The organism is Amycolatopsis acidicola (genome assembly GCF_007713735.2).
In the GTDB taxonomy this organism is placed as follows: domain Bacteria; phylum Actinomycetota; class Actinomycetes; order Mycobacteriales; family Pseudonocardiaceae; genus Amycolatopsis_E; species Amycolatopsis_E acidicola.
In genome coordinates this window covers 1-17209 of sequence record NZ_VMNW02000132.1, presented here as the reverse complement: position 1 = coordinate 17209, position 17209 = coordinate 1, and the positions used below count along the sequence as shown (strand labels likewise).

Genomic DNA, 17209 nt, shown 5'->3' with positions numbered 1-17209 from the left:
AGGCCCTCATCACTTCGCCCCGGACCCGCAACCTTTTTGCCCGGCGCGGGCCTGGCAACACAGAGCTTGCGGGTCCGGGGTGAAGTGATACCGCTTTCGCGGGCGACGGGATGACACCCAACTCCCCAACCCAGCCACGCACTTCGGTGAGTGGATCTGCGAAACCCCTGTTATCCCGGAGTCTGCCTCCCCGGCGAGGGGATCTTTTGTCTTTTTGTTTTGTTGTTGCTCGGCTTGGGGCAGCAACGGACGCGCGCGGAGCGGCGGAGGGTGTGGTCGTCGGGGCGGCTCGCTTCGCGTTGCCGGGCGGCGGTGGAGTGCGTGGTGGGGTGGCTCGCGTTGCGTTGCCGGGCGTCGGTTGGGCACCAGAGTCGGTGGCGCTCACCGTCGACATCGGACTGGCCGTCTTGGCTCGGGTGAGTGACGATCGAGACCATGCGGTGCGTGGTGTTCGGAGCGACGGGGTACATCGGCGGCCGACTCGTGCCGGAACTCCTGCGGGCCGGCCACACCGTCCGCGCGGTGGCCAGGAATCCGGTCAAGCTCCGGGACGTGCCGTGGCGTGACCGGGTGGAGGTGGTCGCCGCCGACGTGAGCGACGCCGAGTCGGTCGCCGGCGCGGTCGACGGGCAGGAGATCGTCTACTACCTCGTGCACGCCCTGAACCGCCGGGATTTCGTCCGCCTGGACAGGGAAAGCGCCCGCACGGTGGGGGAGGCCGCCGCCAAGGCCGGGGTCGGCCGGATCATTTACCTCGGCGGCATCACCCCGGACGGCGAGGAGCTCTCGAAGCATCTGGCCTCGCGGGCCGAGGTCGGCGAAATCCTGCTCGGTTCGGGCGTGCCGACGATCGTGCTGCGCGCGGCGATCATCCTCGGCTCGGGATCGGCCAGTTTCGAGATGCTGCGCTACCTGACCGAACGGCTGCCCGCGATGATCACCCCGCGCTGGGTGCACAACCGGGTACAGCCGATCGCGGTCCGGGACGTGCTGCACTACCTCGTGCACGCCGCCGCGCTGCCCGCCGGGCTCAACCGCGGCTTCGACATCGGCGGCCCCGACGTGCTGACCTACCTGCAGATGATGCGCCGCTACGCGGTGGTGAGCGGGTTGCCGCGGCGGGCGATGTTCCCGGTGCCGGTGCTGACCCCGTGGCTGTCCGCGCAGTGGGTCAACCTCGTCACCCCGGTGCCGCGCAGTATCGCGGTGCCGTTGATCGAATCACTGGTGCACGAGGTGGTCTGCCACGAACACGACATCGTCCGCCACATCCCCGATCCCGACGGCGGGCTGACCCACTACGAGCGCGCGATCGAGCTCGCGCTGACCCGCATCCGCAACTCCGACGTGCCCACCCGCTGGTCGGACGCCAGCGCCGACCCGCAGCCACTGGACCCGGAATGGTCGGGTGGCAGCCTTTACGAGGACGTGCGCGAGCGGCACACCAGCGCCGACGCGGTCACGCTGTGGAAGGTGATCGAGTCCATCGGCGGGGAGCACGGGTGGTACTCGTTCCCGCTGGCGTGGTCGGTGCGCGGCTGGATCGACCGGCTCGCCGGTGGCGCCGGGCTCCGTCGCGGCCGTCGCGACCCGCGCTACCTGCACACCGGCGAAGCGCTCGACTGGTGGCGCGTGGAGACGCTCGACCGGCCGAACCTGTTGCGGCTCAAGGCGGAGATGCGCGTGCCCGGCCGCGCCTGGCTGGAGCTGTCCGCCGAACCGGCGGAAGGCGGCGGCGCGACCTACCGGCAGCGCGCGGTGTTCGAGCCGCACGGGCTCGCCGGACACCTTTACTGGAAAGGGATTTCACCCTTCCACGACGTCGTCTTCGGCGGCATGGCACGGAACATCACCGGCGCCGCCGAGGGCGAGGGGTAGCTCGGTGCCGTGGAAATCTTTGTCGGCATGGCACGACAGCGTCGTCGGGCGCCGCGGAGGGCGAGAAGTAGCTCAGCTGTCCAGGACGACGGCGACGATCCCGGCGAAGTGCGCGAGCCGCGCGACCTCGGCGGCGCGGAACAGTGGACCGCCCGGCCTGCCGATCAGCATCGCCCGGTCCGGTTTGCCCAGCGGCGTCGCGGCGAGCTCCGTGCCCAGTTCCTGCCACGTCTCCGGCACCCAGGAGTCCTCGCCGTCCAGCACCGTGGCGCGCTCCAGCGGCAGCCACGGCAGGTCGGTGATCGGCACCTCGGGCGCGGCGGCGGAGGAGGCGAGGCGCTCGACGCCGCCGTCGGTGTAGGAGAACACGATCGACCAGCCCGCGCGGATGATCCGCGGCACGCCCTCGACCAGCGTCTCCAGCCCGGAGGCCGGCGCGGCCGCGATCTCCTCGACGAGTTCCAGTTCCCGATGGGTGTCCAGCACGCCGGCGTACGGGCGGACCGCGTCCACCTCGACCCCGGGGATGCTCTCCGCCGCGGTGATCAACGCGTCCGGCAGCCTGCCCGAGGGCAGTTCGCACACGAGGTCGTCGATCGCCAGCCCGCCGGTGCGCTCGACCACGTCCACGCTGAGGATGTCCGCCCCGATGGTGCCGAGCGCCGTCGCGACCGCGCCGAGGGTGCCTGGCGAGTCCGGGAGCTGCACCCGGATCAGGAAGGACAACGGAACCCCTCTCGGGTCGGGCGCCCCAGCCTTGCCGTGGAGCGCTTGCCGGCCGCTGATTGTGACAGACGGAGCGTGCGCCCGGGAGTCACTGTCCGCGTTCCGAGACCAATCCGTGCATAACCCAGTCGATCCCGTCAAGGGGGCGGCCATAGACTTGCTGACTACAAGCCCCCTTGTTCAGTACACCCCGGGAGTAGCCCGCGTGCCCAACATTTCCCGAGACGAGGTCGCGCACCTCGCCAAACTCGCCAGGCTGGCGGTCACGGCCGAAGAGCTCGACGTATTCGCAGGTCAGCTCGACCAGATCTTGGACGCCGTCGCCAAGGTCGGTGAGGTCGCCGGAGACGAGATCCCGCCGACTTCGCACGCCGTGCCGCTGACCAACGTCTTCCGCGAGGACGTGGTCCGGCCGGGGCTGACGCAGCAGCAGGCGCTGTCGGGGGCGCCGGCCGCCGAAGAGGGACGCTTCCGCGTGCCGCGGATCCTGGGGGAGGAACAGTGACCGATCTGACAAGGCTCACGGCCGCCGAGCTGGCCGAGAAGATCCAGGCCCGCGAGGTCTCGTCCGTCGAGGTCACGCAGGCCCACCTGGACCGGATAGCGCAGGTCGACGACTTCGTGCACGCCTTCCTCCACGTGGACGCCGAGGGCGCGCTCGCCGCGGCGAAGGCGGCCGACGAGGCGGCCGAGCCCGCCTCCGCGCTGGCCGGGGTCCCGCTGGCGGTCAAGGACGTGCTGACCACCATCGACATGCCCACCACCGTCGGTTCGAAGACCCTCGAAGGCTGGATCCCGCCGTACGACGCGACGGTCACCAAGCGGCTGCGCGCGGCGGGCCTGCCGATCCTGGGCAAGACGAACATGGACGAGTTCGCGATGGGCTCCTCCACCGAGAACTCCGCGTACGGCCCTACGCACAACCCGTGGGACCACGCCCGTATCCCGGGCGGTTCCGGCGGTGGCTCGGCCGCCACGCTCGCGGCGTTCGAGGCCCCGCTGGCCATCGGCACCGACACCGGCGGCTCGATCCGCCAGCCCGGCGCGGTCACCGGAACGGTCGGGGTGAAGCCGACTTACGGTGGCGTTTCGCGGTACGGGCTGGTGGCGTTCTCGTCCTCGCTGGACCAGGCGGGCCCGTGCGCGCGCACGGTGCTGGACGCCGCGCTGCTGCACGAGGTGATCGCCGGGCACGACCCGATGGACTCCACCTCGATCGACGCCCCGGTGCCGCCGGTCGTGGCCGCCGCGCGCGAGGGGCTCAACGGTGACCTCAAGGGCGTGAAGGTCGGTGTCGTCAGGGAGTTCAGCGGCGAGGGCTACCAGCCCGGCGTGCTGCGCTCCTTCGAGTCGGCGGTGGACAAGCTGCGCGAGCTGGGCGCCGAGGTCGTCGAGATCTCCTGCCCGAACTTCGTCTACGCGCTGCCCGCGTACTACCTGATCGCGCCGAGCGAATGCTCCTCGAACCTGGCCCGGTTCGACGCGATGCGTTATGGCCTGCGGGTTTCCGACGACGGCGAGCACAGCGCCGAAGAGGTCATGTCGCTCACCCGTGAGGCGGGCTTCGGCCCGGAGGTCAAGCGCCGCGTCATGCTCGGCACGTATGCGCTGTCCTCGGGCTACTACGACGCTTACTACGGTTCCGCGCAGAAGGTCCGCACGCTCATCACGCGGGACTTCGACGCGGCCTTCGAGCAGGTGGACGTGCTCGTCTCGCCGACGACGCCGACCACGGCGTTCAAGATCGGGGAGCGGGTGGACGACCCGCTGGCGATGTACCTGTCCGACATCTGCTCCATCCCGGCCAACCTGGCGGGCAACGCCGCCATGAGCGTCCCGAGTGGACTGTCCGATGAGGACGGTCTGCCGGTCGGCCTGCAGATCATGGCGCCCGCGCTGGCCGACGAACGGCTGTACCGCGTCGGTGCCGCGTACGAGGTCGCCCGCGGGGACTTCCTCGACAAGCTGCCTGAGCTGAAAGGGGTGTCGGCATGACCGCGGTCGCCGGCCTGATGGACTACGCCGAGGTCATCGAGCGGTTCGATCCGGTGCTCGGGCTCGAGGTGCACACCGAGCTGAGCACCAACACGAAGATGTTCTGCGGCTGCGAGAACGTCTTCGGCGGCGAGCCGAACACGCACACCTGCCCGACCTGCCTCGGCCTGCCCGGCGCGCTGCCGGTGGTCAACGGCAAGGCCGTGGAGTCGGCCATCCGGATCGGGCTGGCGCTCAACTGCCAGATCGCCGAATGGTGCCGGTTCGCGCGGAAGAACTACTTCTACCCCGACATGCCGAAGAACTTCCAGACCTCGCAGTACGACGAGCCGATCGCCTTCGACGGCTGGCTCGACGTGACGCTGGACGACGGCGAGGTCGTGCGCGTGGAGATCGAGCGCGCGCACATGGAGGAGGACACCGGCAAGTCGCTGCACGTCGGCGGCGCCACCGGGCGGATCCACGGCGCGGACCACTCGCTGCTGGACTACAACCGCGCGGGCGTGCCGCTGATCGAGATCGTCACCAAGCCGATCACCGGCACCGGCGCGCGCGCCCCCGAGGTGGCCCGCGCGTACGTGAGCACGCTGCGCGAGTTGTTGCGGGCGCTGGATGTTTCCGATGTCCGGATGGACCAGGGTTCGCTCCGCTGTGACGCGAACGTGTCGCTGATGGCCAAGGACGCCACCGAGTTCGGCACCCGCACGGAGACCAAGAACGTCAACTCGCTGCGCAGCGTCGAGCGCGCTGTCCGCTACGAGATGACGCGGCAGGGCGCGCTGCTCGCCGAGGGCGGCAAGGTCACCCAGGAGACGCGGCACTTCCAGGAGGCCGACGGCACCACGTCCGCCGGGCGCACCAAGGAGACCGCGGAGGACTACCGGTACTTCCCGGAGCCCGACCTGGTCCCGATCGCGCCGTCGCGGGAGTGGGTCGAGGAGCTTCGCAAGACGCTGCCGGAGAAGCCGGCCGAGCGGCGCAAGCGCATCCAGACCGAGTGGGACCTGTCCGACGCCGAGCTGCGTGACTTGTTCAACGTGGGCGCGGTCGAGCTGGTCGCGGCGACGGTCGAGGCCGGTGCGTCCTCGAAGGAGGCTCGCGGCTGGTGGGTCTCCACGCTGGCGCAGGAGGCCAACGCCCGCGAGGTCGAGCTGGCCGAGCTGCCGATCACTCCGGCGCAGGTCGCCGAGGTCATCGCGCTGGTGGGTTCCGGTGAGCTGACGAACAAGCTGGCCAAGGAAGTCGTCCAGGGGGTGCTCGCGGGCGAAGGCTCGCCGCGTGAGGTCGTGGAGAAGCGCGGGCTGAAGGTCGTCTCGGATGACTCGGCTTTGCTTGCGGCGGTGGACGAAGCGCTGGCCGCGCAGCCGGACATCGCGGACAAGATCCGTGGCGGCAAGGTCCAGGCCGCGGGCGCGATCGTCGGCGCGGTCATGAAGGCGACAAAGGGCCAGGCCGACGCGAAGCGCGTGCGTGAGCTGATCATCGAGCGGGTGGGCGCCTGAGTTGAAGGGCGCCCCGGAACGGCAGCGGTTCTCGTTCGCGCGTGTGTCGTGGCGGGAGTGGACAGCGCTCGGCACGGGGCTCGTCTCCGTGGGAGCGTTGTTCCTGCCGTGGACGAACCTGTCCGCCACCCAGCAGGACGTCGAGGACGCACTGAACTCGCTCCCGTCCGGCGAAGTGGCCAGGAATGCTTTCACCACGGGTTTCCTGGCCTGGGCCGGGCCGGTCTTGCTTGCCTTGGCCGGGTTGCTCGTGGTGGCGCTGGGACAGTTCCGCAAGGCGCGGGTGAGCGGCCTGCCGCACCTGTGGCTGATCGCCGTGGCTGTCGCGGTGGTGCTGATGCTGCTCGCTTGGCTGGCCATCAGCTGGCAGTTCGACCAGGACGTGCGTGACCTGCTGCACGACGGTGGGGTAGGCATCTACGGCGGCTTCGGACGGTATTTGGCCCTGGCCTGCGGTGTGGTTTCACTGGTGGCGGCGGTGCTGGATGTCCGGCTGGCGCGGAAACACCCCGCCGGTCGAAGCTGAGCCGGCGCCCGGCACTCTCGTCCGGCGACGCAACGCAAGCCACCCGACAACCACCCAACCAACCGCCACCCGGCAACGCGAAGCGAGCCGTCCCGACGGCCACACCCCTCCGCCGCTCCGATCCCCAGCCGTCCTTTGCGATCTCGGTGCCGGGTCAAGGCATCTTTCCCGCCTTGACGCGGTGCCGAGATCGCAAACACTTCCGGATCGGGGCGGCGGAGGGGTCCCCTAGCGCGGCCTCCGCGCGTCCGTTGCTGTCTCAGCGCAACAACAAAGCAAAAAGAGAAAGAATGTCCTCGCCGGACGGGCTGGCTCCGGGATGACAGGGGGTTTTGCAGACACGCTTAACTCCCAGCGTGGCTGGGTTGGGGGAGTTGGGTGGTCATCCCGTCGCCTGCGGTAGCGGTATCACTTCAGCCCAGGCCCGCAAGCTTCATGCCTTCGGCCGCGCGCTGGTGAAAAAGGTTGCGGGCCCGGGCTGAAGTGATAAGGGCCAGGGCAGGCGACGGGATGACCACCCAACTCCGGGCGGGCCGTCTGCTGGCGCAGACTTCCCGCCCGCGTGGAGATGCCGCCGCTCGCGTGGAGAGCCCGCCTGCCCGCCCGCGCAGACGAACCTCAGTCCTTCCCGGTGCCCCCACCGGGATTCGGCTGCAGTTGGATGATCACTACACGGTCGTCGCTGGACACGGGTTTGCCGCCGTCCTTGTTCACGGTTCCGACGACGGCGTACTGGTCGTCGATCGGGTCCATGCCGCCGTAGCGTCCGTAGCCGGTGCCGTTCTTGCCGTCCATCACGGCCTTCGGCTGCCCGCCGACCGAACCGTCCGTGGTGATGGGCACCTCTTGCACACTGCTGCCCGCCGCCGTCGCGACCAGCACCGACTGGCCGCTGTCCGCGCAGCCACCGACACCGGGCTTGTCCGGCCACGTCCAGGCGGGCGCCGCGAGTGAAGCGCCCGCGGTGACCTTGTAAACCGCATCGGTGGTCGCCTGCGCGTCCGTCACCCACAGCCGCGACGCATCCGAGGACTTGCAGATGCCGCCGGGGGAGTGCAGGCCGGTGGCGTACACCGGCGAGCCCGCCGTCGGGTTGCCCTGGGCGGGTTTGCCGGAGGTGTCGATACGCAACAGCTTGCCCGCGAGCGAGTTCGGGTCGGCCGCCGCGGAGGGGTTGCCCGCGTCACCCGTCGCGACGAGCAGCGCGCCCTTGCCGTCTGTCAGCAGGGCGCCGCGGTTGCCGGTGGCGCCCTTGGGGATCCCGGTCAGCACGGCCTTCGGCGTCTGGCCCTTCGCGAAGCGCACGACACGGTTGTCGCTGGCCGTGGTGATGTAGGCGAACACCAACTGGTCTTCGCTGTACGTCGGCGAGAGCGCCAGGCTGGTGAGGCCGCCGTCACCGGTGGCCACGACGTCCAGCTTCGCCAGCTGGGAGGACTTCGCCCCGCTCGCGACCTGCAGCACCTGGCCGCTCTTGCGCTCACCGGCCAGTGCGCTGGGCGCGGAGCTCCCGCTGGGCAGCGCGGCGACCGCGGCCACCGTGTCCAGGCAGGTGGCGATGACGGCCTTGTCGTAATCCGTGCAACCCTGCGGCGGCGGAACGGTGGTCTGTGAGGGCTTCGGGGCGGTGGAGCCGTCCCCGGAACTGCCGTCGATCTCGGGCAGCTCGGGCTGCGGACCGGCCGGGGCGGACAGCTCAGGCGCGGGTTCGAAGGTCTGGCCCGCCGCCCGGTCGTCGAAGGAGGCGCAGCCGGACAACACGACACCGCAAGCCGCCATCAGCCACGCAGTCCTGCCCAACCCAACACGCATAGGTCTCCAGCCTAGGCGGGCACGCGTGAGTCATGGGTAAGCGCCCGGCGATACGGTGCGTTCATGCCTGTAACCGTGCTGGTCCCCGACGAAGACGGCGAGCGGGCGCTCGCGGGGCTCGCCGGGGTGCGACCGGTCCGCTACACGTGGGGAGGACCGCTGCCGCCGGAAGCGGCCGAGGCCGAAGTGCTGGTGCCGGGAATGCACCGCGCCGCGGAATGGGGCGGGCTGCTGGGGCAGCTGCCGAAGCTCAAGCTCGTCCAACTCCTGCTGGCCGGTGGGGAGGACTGGATCGGCGCGCTGCCGGACGGAGTTCTGCTGTCCACGTGCCGGGGAGCGCACGGTGGGAGTACCGCGGAATGGGTCATCGCCGTGTTGCTCTCCGTATACCGGGAATTGGGGAATTTCGCGCTCGACCGAACGGCGCAACGCTGGAACCGCCATACGACCGACACTTTGCAGGACAAACGGGTGCTCATTGTCGGCGCGGGTGATCTGGGAAATCAGCTTCGCCGCAGGCTGGAACCGTTCGACGCGTCGGTGACGATGGTCGCGATGTCCGCGCGCGAAGGGGTCCGGCCCGTCGAGGAGCTGCCGGAACTGCTCGGCGAACACGATGTGGTGGTGCTGATGGTGCCGTTGACCTCGCGCACGCGCGGCATGGTGGACGCGCGGTTCCTCGCCGCGATGGCCGACAACTCGTTGCTGGTCAACGTTTCGCGTGGGCAAGTGGTCGACAACGACGCGCTGCTGGCGGAGCTGAACTCCGGCAGGCTGCGGGCCGCGCTCGACGTCACCGACCCCGAACCGCTGCCGCCGGGGCATCCACTTTGGACAGCGTCCAACCTGGTCCTGACGCCGCACGTCGCGGGGGCCGCCCGCGGGCTGCAACGCCGTTCCTACGCTGTCGCCGCCGCGGAAATCGCGCGGTACGCGGGTGGGGAACTTCCGCACAATCTGGTGCACGGAGAATATTGACCCACGAAATTAGTGCGCCGAATGGGTGGCATGGCCTACTCTCCCCGCGTGACAACCCACAGCGATGAGTACGGTCGGCACAATCTGTTCGAGGATTCCGGCTTTCACGAACCGGTGGACGCGAACACGGATTACGACAGCTCGCTGTCGGAGCCGGAGGACAGGCTCGCCTACGAGGAGGACCGGCCTGCCAGCGTGTGGCACGGCGGGCTCGACTTCGGGCTGCTGATCCTGCGCGTCGTCCTTGGCGGTGTGGTGGGGGCGCACGGCCTGCAGAAGGTGTTCGGCCTGTTCGGCGGCCCCGGCATGGCCGAGTTCACCCGCATCCTCGGCGACCAGGGCTACGTCCACCAGACCACGATCCTGTCCTGGGTCGGCGGCATCACCGAGATCGCCGCCGGCGGGCTGCTGATCCTCGGCCTGTTCACCCCCGCGGCGGCCGCCGCGCTGCTCGCGGTCATCGCGAACGCGGTGTACCTGCAGTACCTGGACCACCCGGGGTTCTTCCTCGACAACGGCGCCGGGTACGAGTTCCACGCCGTGCTCGGCGGGATAGCGCTGGCGCTGCTGTTCACCGGGCCCGGCCGCATCTCGGTCGACGTGAACACCCCGTGGCGCCGCCGCCCGGTGCCCTTCGCCTTCGTCGGCTTCGTGCTGGCCGCGGGTGTCACGGTCGCGCTGATCATGTTGTTCCGCTGACGAAAAAGCGGCGGGGGCGCGCCCGCGCCCCCGCCGCTTCGTTTCGTCGGTTTACTTGCTCGGGTCGCGGACGGCGCCGGTGTCGGCCGAGGTGGCCATCCGGGCGTACGCGCGCAGCGCAGCGGTGATCGGGCGCTGCCGCTCAGCCGGCTGCCAGGGACGCTCGCTCGCATCCATCTTCGCGCGGCGTTCGGCGAGCACCTCGTCCTCGACCAGCAGTTCCAGTTTCCGCTCGTGCACGTCGATCAGGATCTGGTCGCCGTCCTGCACCAGGCCGATCACACCGCCGGACGCCGCCTCGGGCGAGATGTGCCCGACCGAGATGCCCGAGGAACCACCGGAGAACCGGCCGTCGGTGACCAGCGCGCACTTCTTGCCGAGGCCCGCGCCCTTGAGGAACGCCGTGGGGTGCAGCATCTCCTGCATCCCCGGCCCGCCGGCGGGACCTTCGTAGCGGATCACCAGCACGTCGCCGGGCTGCACCTTCTTGCCGAGGATCGCCGACACGGCCTCTTCCTGGCTTTCCAGCACCCTGGCCGGGCCCTGGAACCTCCACAGCGACTCGTCGATGCCCGCGGCCTTGATCACCGCGCCGTTCTCGGCGAGGTTGCCCCGCAGGATCGCCAGCCCGCCGTCCTTGGTGTACGCGTGCTCGAGGTCGCGCACGCAGCCGCCCTCGGCGTCGGTGTCCAAAGAGGACCACCGGTTCTCCGTGGAGAACGCCTCGGTGGTGCGGACCCCGCCCGGCGCGGCGTGGAACAGCTCCACGGCCTCCTCCGACGGCGACTCGGCGCGGATGTCCCAAGTGGACAGCCACTGCTCCAGCGTCGGCGAGTGCACCGAGGTGACCCCGGTGTTGAGCAGCCCGCCCCGGTACAGCTCGCCGAGGATCGCGGGGATGCCGCCGGCGCGGTGCACGTCCTCCATGTGGTAGTCCGAGTTCGGCGCCACCTTGGACAGGCACGGCACCCGGCGCCCGATCGCGTCGATGTCGGCGAGGGTGAAGTCGACCTCGCCCTCCTGCGCGGCGGCGAGGATGTGCAGCACGGTGTTCGTCGAGCCGCCCATCGCCATGTCCAGCGCCATCGCGTTCTCGAAGGCCTCGCGGGTGGCGATGTTGCGGGGCAGCGCGCTCTCGTCGTCCTCGCCGTACCAGCGCTTGCACAGCTCGACCACGGTGCGGCCGGCGTTCTCGAACAGCGCCTTGCGGGCGGCGTGCGTGGCGAGCGTGGAACCGTTGCCCGGCAGCGAAAGCCCGAGCGCCTCGGTGAGGCAGTTCATCGAGTTCGCGGTGAACATGCCCGAGCACGAGCCGCACGTGGGGCACGCGGAGCGCTCCACAATGGACAGACCGTCCTCGTCGACCTCGGAGCTGGCCGAGGCGGAGATCGCGGTGATCAGGTCGGTCGGCGCCTGCGCCACCCCGCCGACCACCACGGCCTTCCCGGCCTCCATCGGGCCACCGGAGACGAACACGGTGGGGATGTTCAGCCGCATCGCGGCGTTGAGCATGCCCGGGGTGATCTTGTCGCAGTTGGAGATGCACACCAGCGCGTCGGCCTGGTGCGCGTTGACCATGTACTCGACCGAGTCGGCGATGATCTCCCGCGAGGGCAGCGAGTACAGCATCCCGCTGTGCCCCATGGCGATCCCGTCGTCCACCGCGATCGTGTGGAACTCGCGCGCGATGCCCCCGGCCTCCTTGACCGCCCCGGCCACGATCTCGCCGAGGTCCTTGAGGTGTACGTGCCCTGGCACGAACTGGGTGTAGGAGTTGGCGATCGCCACGATCGGCTTGCCGAAGTCGCTGTCGGTCATGCCGGTGGCCCGCCACAGGGAACGGGCTCCCGCGGCATTGCGGCCGTGGGTTGTTGTTCGGGAACGCAGCTGAGGCATGGATCAAGGCTACGCTCGCCGCCGGACCGGTTATCACGTACCGGCTCAACACCGCCCCGCACCGGCGAAACCGCGACCGGAATGTGGGAACGCGCAGGCAGGCGGGCCCGCTGTCGCGAATGGAATCGGCGTAACCGGGCGCACCGGAAGCCGATACGCGGTGGCAATACGCCGTTTCTAACTTTCGCTCAACTTGAGCGAAGGGATCGGTGATGGGCCTCGCTGACAATCCGCAAATGGAAGACTACTCGCTGCGTTACACGCCCGCGGCTTTTCGGAAGTGGTCCCCGTGGATGGTGTTCCTGTCCTGCCTCGTCGGCATTTCGGCGATGGCCGGGTACGCGCTGGACGCCGCCTTCGTGGACGCCTTCGGGTTCGAGAACTCGCTGATCGGCTTCGGGGTCGCGGCCGTGGTGACGCTGCCGCTGACGCTGGTCATCGCGTTCGCGATCGCCCGCAAGCACGTGGACATCGACCTGCTCACCCGCGGCTCCGGCTTCGGGTACCTGGGTTCGACGCTGACGTCGCTGGTGTACGCCACCTACACGCTGATCTTCCTGGCGTACGAGGGTGCGATCATGGCGCAGGCGGTGACCGCGCTCACGCAGCTCGACATCCACATCTCCTACGTCGTGGTGTCCGCGGTGATGATTCCGCTCACCCTGTACGGAATGTCCTTCAGCGCCAAGTTCCAGGCGTGGACGTGGCCGATCTGGATCGCGCTGATCGGGCTCGCGCTGGGCACCGCGGCGACGGCGCCGGACGCCGGGCACAACATGACCCACCCGGCCACGGTTTCGCCCGCGGGGCTGGCCGGGCTCACCGTGCTCGCGGTGTTCACCATCGCGGCCGCGCAGCTTTCGCTGGCGACGCAGGTGGGGGAGCAGGGTGACTACCTGCGCCTGATGCCCGATCCGACGGCGAAGAACAAGGGCCGCTGGCGGCTCGCGGTGATCATGGGCGGGCCCGGGTTCGCGCTGTTCGCCGTCGGCATCTTCTTCGCCTCCACGCTGCTGGTCGGCTACGCCTCGACGAAGGTCGGCCCGGATCAGGTCGGCGTCCCGGTGGACCTGTTCACCACGGTCTACGAACGGCTCACCGGCAACCACACGGTGGCGCTGATCCTCGCGGGCCTGCTGGTGCTGCTGTCCCAGATCAAGATCAACATCATGAACACCTACTCGGGTTCGCTGTCCTGGTCGAACTTCTTCTCGCGGCTGCTGCACCGCCACCCCGGCCGCGCCGCGTGGGTGTTCCTCCAGGTCGGGCTTTCCCTGGTGCTGATGGAGATCGACATCTTCAGCCACATCGTCGAGGTGCTCGCCTGGTACTCGAACGTCGGTGTCGCGTGGATCGCCGCGATGGTCGCGGACCTGGTGATCAACAAGCGCTGGCTCAAGCTCGCGCCGCCGGACCTCGTGTTCCACCGCGCGCATCTGTACAACGTCAACCCGGTCGGCTTCGGCTCGATGATCGTGGCCGGGGCGGTCTCGATGGTCGCCTACTACGGCGCTTTCGGCGCCACCGCCGCGGCGCTGTCCCCGTTCATCGCGCTCGTGGTCGCGATCGTGCTGCCGCCGATCGTGGCGCTGGCCACGAAGGGCCGCTGGTACATCGCCCGCGAATCCGTGCTGCCGGAGAACGACGGCGAACTGCCGTGCGCGGTCTGCGGCGGCGACTACGACGTGACCGACATGGCCACCTGCCCGTTCCACGACGGCACGATCTGCTCGCTCTGCTGCTCCACCGAAGGCGCCTGCAAGGACGCCTGCAAGCCGAGCGCGTGGCGGCCGCCCAAGGGCGCGACCCCGCTCGGCATGCCGAAGTTCGCCCCGGCCGAGGAAAAGCCCGCTCCCGAACTGGAGGTCGCGTGATGAAAGCGATGCTGGTGATCGACGTGCAGAACGGTTTCTGCCACGCCGACGGCTCGATGCCCAAGCTCGGCGCCGCGTTGTCGGGCGGTGACGAAGCCGTCGCGAACGCCGCCACCGCCGTGGCGAGCGCGCGCGAGCAGGGAATGCCCGTGGTGTTCACGCGGCACGTCTACCGTCCCGGCTTCTACGACGAAGGCGCGTGGCTGACGGGCCGCAGCCCGGATCTCGAATCGGTCGGCGGCCTGCTGGCCGGCAGCTGGGACGGCGACGTCGTCGACGAACTCGGCCGCGGCAAGGACGATCTCGTGGTCGACAAGTGCCGGCTCGACGCCTTCCAGTGGACGTCGCTGGAGCCGTTGCTGCGCGGGATGGGCGCGACCGAACTCGTGGTCTGCGGCGTGGTCACCAACTTCTGCGTCGAGACCACCGTGCGTTCGGCGGTCATGCGGGACTTCGAGGTGACCCTCCTCGAAGACGCCTGCGCCGCGCAGACCCCGCGGCTGCACGAGATCGGCATCGAGGTGATGCGCGACTGCGGTTTCGCGACCGTCGTCCGCACCGCGGAGTTCGCCGGGGTCCGGGTGGCCGCATGAGCGAGCTTGCGAGCGAACCATCCGGCACCATGCTGGCCGAAGACGCTGCCGCGGCTTGCCGCGTCCGCCAGAGTCGCATGATCGGGCTGGCGCGTAACACCCAGGTCATCCAGCGGAGATCACCGGGCAACGGCCGGTACTTACCGTCCCCGAGGGTGAGCCGCGAGCCGAGGATCCACGAAGTGCGCCGCCTGCGCGACATGCTGCGCGCCGCGGTGCACGGTGAGCAGTTCCGCGACGGCATCCTGCCCAGCGAAGCCGAGCTGATGTCCGCGCACGGGCTTTCGCGGGCGACCGTGCGGGAAGCGTTGGCGCTGCTGCGAAACGAGGGCCTGATCGAACGTACCCAGGGCATCGGCACGCAGGCGATCGTGCACAGCGTCAGCACTGCGTGGGCCGAAGCGCACGGCGCGGCCGAGCCGGCTAAGGACAGCATGTTCAACCGGCGGATGCGGCCGAGGATGATCGACCGCTCCATCGTGACCGTGCCGACGACGGTGGCCGGCAGGCTCCAGGTGCCTGCCGGAACCCCTTGCCTGCGCTTGGAATACGTGGCGTTGGTCGAAGAGGAAGCGATGGCGCTGGCGACGAACTACGTGCTGTTCCCCGAAGCGGCGAAGCTGCGCGACGCCCCGTTCGTCTCCGACTGGTACGCGTTCATGGCCGAGGCCGGGGTCGAGCTGTCGGAGACCGAGTTCGTGTTCGGCTGCGAACTCGCCGACGCGCCGCTGGCCACCGTGCTCGGTGTCCGCGAGGGCGCCCCGCTGATCAGCATGGAGCAGCTGATCTACGACCGCGACGGGCGCCCGTTCGACCTGGCCTTCATCCACACCTGCGGCGAGCGTTTCCGCTTCGTCTCCCGCGTTTTCAAGGAGCTGTCATGACCGAACTGCCCAGGACGCTGACCGACGCGGCGAAAGCGCTGCGGGAAGGCGCCGTCACCTCCGTCGAGCTGACCGAGGCCTCGATCGCCGCGGCCGACGCCTCCGACGCGACCCTCGGGACCTACCTCGCCCGCTTCGACGAGTACGCCCTCGAGCGCGCGGCACGCGCCGACGCCGAACTCGCCCGTGGCGAGGACCTCGGCCCGCTGCACGGAATTCCCTTTGGTGTCAAGGACATCATCGCGATGGCGGAGGGGCCGACCACCGCGCAAAGCCTGATCCTCGACCGCTCCTGGGGAGCGGGGAAGGACGCGCCGACGGTGGCGCGGGTGAAGGCCGCGGGCGCGGTGATCACCGGCAAGGCCTCGACGATGGAGTTCGCCTGCGGGATGCCGGACGCCACGAAACCGTTCCCGGTGCCGCGCAACCCGTGGAACCCCGAGACCTGGCCGGGCGGCTCCAGCTCCGGCACGGGAAGCGGCGTCGCGTCGGGGATGTTCCTCGCCGGGCTGGGCACCGACACCGCGGGCAGCATCCGCATCCCCGCGGCGTTCTGTGGCGTCAGCGGGCTGATGCCGACGTTCGGTCGGGTGCCGAAGTCCGGCTGCGTGCCGCTGGGGTACAGCCTCGACCACATCGGCCCGCTGGCACGCGGGGTCCGCGACTGCGCCTCGGTGCTGGAGGTGCTCGCGGGACCGGACGCCAGTGACCCGGACTGCGTGGACGCGCCGTTCACCGCGCCCGAGTTCACCGGAGACCTGACCGGGGTGCGCATCGGCGTCGTGCGGGAGCACCACTTCCCCGAGGGCAGCGATCCCGCGCTGGAAGGCACTTTCGACGCCGCGCTGGCCGTGCTCGCCGAGCGCGGGGCGTCGGTGATCGAGGTGGAACTGCCGTACTGGCAGGAGATGGTCACCGCGGACATGATCACGATGGGCTGCGAAGCGCTCGCGTATCACCGCAGCGACCTGTCGGCGCGATGGGACGACTACTTCGTCGCCACCCGCGCGATGCTCGCCAACGGCGCCCTGGTCTCGGGCGCGGATTACGTTCAGGCGCAACGGATGCGGCGCGTCGCGCAGGACGCGATCGGGCGTTTGTTCGAGACCGTGGACGTGATCGTGAGCCCCACGGCGTCCGTCGGCGCGCCCACTTTCCAGTCACTGCTGGGTGAGAGCGGACAGCCCGACGTTTCGGAGCTGTTCTCCTACATCCACACGCCGTACTGGGACAGCGTCGGCAACCCGGTGCTGGTGGTCCCGATGGGCTTCACCGCCGACGGGATGCCGTTGTCGCTGCAGCTGGCTGGGCCCGCGTTCGGCGAGGCCGCGATCCTGCGGGCGGGCGACGCGTTCCAGCAGTCCACCGACTGGCACCTGCGGGTGCCCGAACCGGCCGTCCCGGCCGCAGCCTGAGGAGGAACCCGATGACCGAAGTGGTGAAAACCCTGCTGGCCGAGGCGAAACTGCCCGCGTCCGACGAAGAGGTGGCCGTCTACGCGGCCGCGTACGAGGCCCAGCGCGCGGCCGTCGACGCGTTGTACGAGGTGCCGGCCGCCCGCTACGTCGACCCGGCGCTGCGCTTCCGCGCGGCCGCCAGGATCGAGGACTGGGCCTGAGCCCAGCGCATGTTGGCCGTTCCCGTCGATGTGTTGGCCGTTCCGGTTGATGTGTTGGCCGACGGCGTCGGTGTGTTGGCCGACGGCGGCGGCCAACACATCACCCCCGCACCGCTGGCGGCCACCACGCCGACGGGGATGGCCAACATGCGAGCGGGGGCGGCCAACATGCGAGCGGGAGTGGCCAACATGCGAGCGGGAGTGGCCAACATGCGAGCGGGGGCGGCC

Annotated in this window: 16 protein-coding genes; 13 read left to right on the top strand and 3 right to left on the bottom strand. The window is 69.8% G+C overall.

All coding sequences use genetic code 11. The features are described 5' to 3' along the window. Nucleotides 1–435: 435 nt before the first annotated feature. Nucleotides 436–1878, top strand: a complete 1443-nt coding sequence (locus tag FPZ12_RS42580; protein WP_144762069.1) for an SDR family oxidoreductase — start codon at nt 436–438, stop codon at nt 1876–1878. Nucleotides 1879–1950: 72 nt separating this feature from the next. Here the strand turns inward: FPZ12_RS42580 and FPZ12_RS42575 are convergent, their stop codons facing one another. Then, a complete protein-coding gene (locus tag FPZ12_RS42575; protein ID WP_144762055.1) occupies nt 1951–2604 on the bottom strand; it encodes an ACT domain-containing protein in 654 nt (217 codons plus the stop codon). 205 nt (nt 2605–2809) lie between these two features. Between FPZ12_RS42575 and gatC the strand changes: the two genes are divergently transcribed. From gatC to FPZ12_RS42555, 4 genes are read left to right on the top strand one after another with little or no spacing between them, the layout of a single operon-like run. Beyond that, nucleotides 2810–3109, top strand: coding sequence for an Asp-tRNA(Asn)/Glu-tRNA(Gln) amidotransferase subunit GatC (gatC, locus tag FPZ12_RS42570; protein WP_144762058.1), 300 nt, complete (start codon nt 2810–2812; stop codon nt 3107–3109). After that, on the top strand, nt 3106–4599 hold the full coding sequence (gene gatA, locus FPZ12_RS42565) for an Asp-tRNA(Asn)/Glu-tRNA(Gln) amidotransferase subunit GatA (protein ID WP_144762061.1): 1494 nt from the start codon (nt 3106–3108) through the stop codon (nt 4597–4599). Before gatC ends, gatA begins: the two co-directional genes overlap by 4 nt. Continuing rightward, entirely contained in the window at nt 4596–6101 is a 1506-nt protein-coding gene (gene gatB / locus FPZ12_RS42560) for an Asp-tRNA(Asn)/Glu-tRNA(Gln) amidotransferase subunit GatB (protein WP_144762064.1), read from the top strand. Before gatA ends, gatB begins: the two co-directional genes overlap by 4 nt. 1 nt (nt 6102) lies before the next feature. Then, nucleotides 6103–6627, top strand: a complete 525-nt coding sequence (locus tag FPZ12_RS42555) for a hypothetical protein (RefSeq protein ID WP_144762067.1) — start codon at nt 6103–6105, stop codon at nt 6625–6627. 618 nt (nt 6628–7245) lie between these two features. On the opposite strand, the gene FPZ12_RS42550 is transcribed toward FPZ12_RS42555, so the two are convergent. After that, nucleotides 7246–8439 carry a PQQ-dependent sugar dehydrogenase gene (locus FPZ12_RS42550; protein ID WP_144748872.1) on the bottom strand — a complete coding sequence of 398 codons (1194 nt, stop codon included), beginning with the start codon at nt 8437–8439 and terminating at the stop codon, nt 7246–7248. A 63-nt stretch (nt 8440–8502) separates the two neighbouring features. On the opposite strand from FPZ12_RS42550, the gene FPZ12_RS42545 reads away from it, so the two are divergent. Both FPZ12_RS42545 and FPZ12_RS42540 read left to right on the top strand, forming a co-directional pair. Next, nucleotides 8503–9417, top strand: a complete 915-nt coding sequence (locus tag FPZ12_RS42545; RefSeq protein ID WP_144748871.1) for a 2-hydroxyacid dehydrogenase — start codon at nt 8503–8505, stop codon at nt 9415–9417. Nucleotides 9418–9465: 48 nt separating this feature from the next. Then, nucleotides 9466–10116 carry a DoxX family protein gene (locus FPZ12_RS42540; protein ID WP_243770319.1) on the top strand — a complete coding sequence of 217 codons (651 nt, stop codon included), beginning with the start codon at nt 9466–9468 and terminating at the stop codon, nt 10114–10116. Nucleotides 10117–10167: 51 nt separating this feature from the next. Here the strand turns inward: FPZ12_RS42540 and ilvD are convergent, their stop codons facing one another. Then, nucleotides 10168–12012: a dihydroxy-acid dehydratase gene (gene ilvD, locus FPZ12_RS42535; RefSeq protein ID WP_144748869.1), complete on the bottom strand. Its 1845-nt coding sequence runs from the start codon at nt 12010–12012 to the stop codon at nt 10168–10170. A gap of 236 nt (nt 12013–12248) precedes the next feature. On the opposite strand from ilvD, the gene FPZ12_RS42530 reads away from it, so the two are divergent. The 6 genes from FPZ12_RS42530 to FPZ12_RS46175 all read left to right on the top strand — a co-directional run. Then, entirely contained in the window at nt 12249–13886 is a 1638-nt protein-coding gene (locus FPZ12_RS42530; RefSeq protein WP_243770318.1) for a purine-cytosine permease family protein, read from the top strand. Continuing rightward, complete coding sequence (locus FPZ12_RS42525; protein ID WP_144748867.1) at nt 13886–14479, top strand: cysteine hydrolase family protein; 594 nt, start codon at nt 13886–13888, stop codon at nt 14477–14479. The genes FPZ12_RS42530 and FPZ12_RS42525 overlap by 1 nt, the downstream gene beginning before the upstream one ends. Then, nucleotides 14476–15363, top strand: coding sequence for a GntR family transcriptional regulator (locus FPZ12_RS42520; protein WP_243770317.1), 888 nt, complete (start codon nt 14476–14478; stop codon nt 15361–15363). The genes FPZ12_RS42525 and FPZ12_RS42520 overlap by 4 nt, the downstream gene beginning before the upstream one ends. Then, nucleotides 15360–16778, top strand: coding sequence for an amidase (locus FPZ12_RS42515; protein ID WP_144748866.1), 1419 nt, complete (start codon nt 15360–15362; stop codon nt 16776–16778). Before FPZ12_RS42520 ends, FPZ12_RS42515 begins: the two co-directional genes overlap by 4 nt. An 11-nt stretch (nt 16779–16789) precedes the next feature. Next, nucleotides 16790–16981, top strand: coding sequence for a hypothetical protein (locus FPZ12_RS42510; RefSeq protein WP_144748865.1), 192 nt, complete (start codon nt 16790–16792; stop codon nt 16979–16981). Nucleotides 16982–16990: 9 nt separating this feature from the next. Next, the coding region (locus FPZ12_RS46175; protein ID WP_208026204.1) for a hypothetical protein at nt 16991–17209 on the top strand (219 nt) is incomplete at its 3' end.